This window comes from Kitasatospora sp. MBT63 (assembly GCF_000710465.2).
Taxonomy (GTDB): domain Bacteria; phylum Actinomycetota; class Actinomycetes; order Streptomycetales; family Streptomycetaceae; genus Kitasatospora.
This window is the reverse complement of the sequence record NZ_JAIZ01000028.1, coordinates 1-1,450: the sequence shown is the minus strand read 5'-3', so window position 1 is coordinate 1,450 and position 1,450 is coordinate 1. Positions and strand designations below refer to the sequence as shown.

Below are 1,450 nucleotides of genomic sequence, written 5' to 3'. Positions count from 1 at the left end.
CTAGTAGGGCTTGGTCAGGTTGGTACTGGCGTGGGTATGTCGCGGTGGCAGGTGGGGCAGGCGCCGGCCCAGGTCGCGAGGAGTGTCTGCAACTCGCGGACGACTTGGTAGAGGCTCAGGCCGGCCCCGCGTCTTTTGGGGCGGTGGCCAACCTTCGCAGGGTGCAGAACGCGTGGGCGAGGGAGACGAGGGTGACGTGGTGGTGCCAGCCGGTGAACGTGCGGCCCTCGAAGTGGGCCAGGCCGAGGGCCTGTTTCATCTCCCGGTAGTCGTGCTCGACCCGCCATCGGAGCTTGGCCATTCGCACCAGAGTGGTCAGCGGGGTGTCGGCGGGCAGGTTGGAGAGCCAGAACTGGACCGGTTCCGCCTCCTTGGCGGGCCACTCGGCCAGCAGCCAGCACTCGGCCAGTTCCACGCCCTCGGTCGCGTCCCGGATCTCGCGTCCGGCGGGGCGGATCCGCAATGCCACGAAGCGTGAGTACATCCGCTTGAAGCCGCTCGCCGCCCTGCCGGGGCGCGAGCCCTCCCGCCATGACACCGGCCTGGCCGCTTGTGGTCCGGCGGTGATGGCCAGGTCCTTCAGACTGCGGGCCCTGTCCGGGTACTTCGCCACCGGCGGCCGGCCGGTGCCGCTGTAGGCGGGCGTGAACGGCCGGGCGTCGGCGGGGTGCGCGGTCGGCGTGCTGGAGACCCCCACCACATAGTGCAGGCCACGCGCCTGGAGGCCGAGGCGGAACGCGACGGCGTCGCCGTATCCTGCGTCGGCGACGACCAGTGGCACGTGGACGCCCCAGCACCGGGTCTCATCGATCATGTCCAGGGCCAGTTGCCACTTCTCCACGTGGCCGAGGTCCGCAGGGATGCCACAGGAACGCCGCCGGACGACCTTGTCCGGGGCCGCCTTGGCCGAGGCCGGGTCCCAGGCGGCGGGGAGGAACAGCCGCCAGTCGACCGGGACCGATGCGTGGTCACGGGCCAGGTGGAGCGAGACACCCACCTGGCAGTTGGTGACCTTGCCCGCGGTTCCGGTGTACTGCCGCGACACACCCGCCGACGCGTCGCCGTCCTTGAGGAACCCCGTGTCGTCGATGATCAACGCGGTCGGATCGATGGCGTCCTGCATCCGCCACGCCAGACGGGCCCGCACATGCGCCGGATCCCACGGGCTTGTCGTGACGAAATGCGCGAGAGCCTGCCGGTTTCCGTCCTCCCCGAGCCGCGCGGCCATCGGCTCCACCGACTTCCGCTTGCCGTCCAACAGCAACCCACGCACATAGGCCTTACCCCAACGCCGCTGGTCAGCACGCGTGAACGCTTCGAACAGCTCCGCCGTGAACGCCTCCAGGTCCTCCCGGACCTCGGCCATCTCCCCAGGTGTCACGCATCAACAACGCGTCACCCACACCCGAGGACACGCCAACACCGCGCCGACCTGACCAAGCCCTACTAG

The 1,450-nt window shown here is 69.9% G+C and carries 1 protein-coding gene; it reads right to left on the bottom strand.

Translation table 11 applies throughout. The features are described from left to right. Positions 1-115: 115 nt before the first annotated feature. Positions 116-1,366: an IS701 family transposase gene (locus AA75_RS01750; RefSeq protein WP_033817878.1), complete on the bottom strand. Its 1,251-nt coding sequence runs from the start codon at positions 1,364-1,366 to the stop codon at positions 116-118. Between the last annotated feature and the right edge of the window lie 84 nt (positions 1,367-1,450).

Excerpts from the sequence above, each read along its gene's own strand:
- AA75_RS01750 (WP_033817878.1), bottom strand. The coding sequence starts at position 1,366 with ATGGCCGAGGTCCGGGAGGACCTGGAGGCGTTCACGGCGGAGCTGTTC.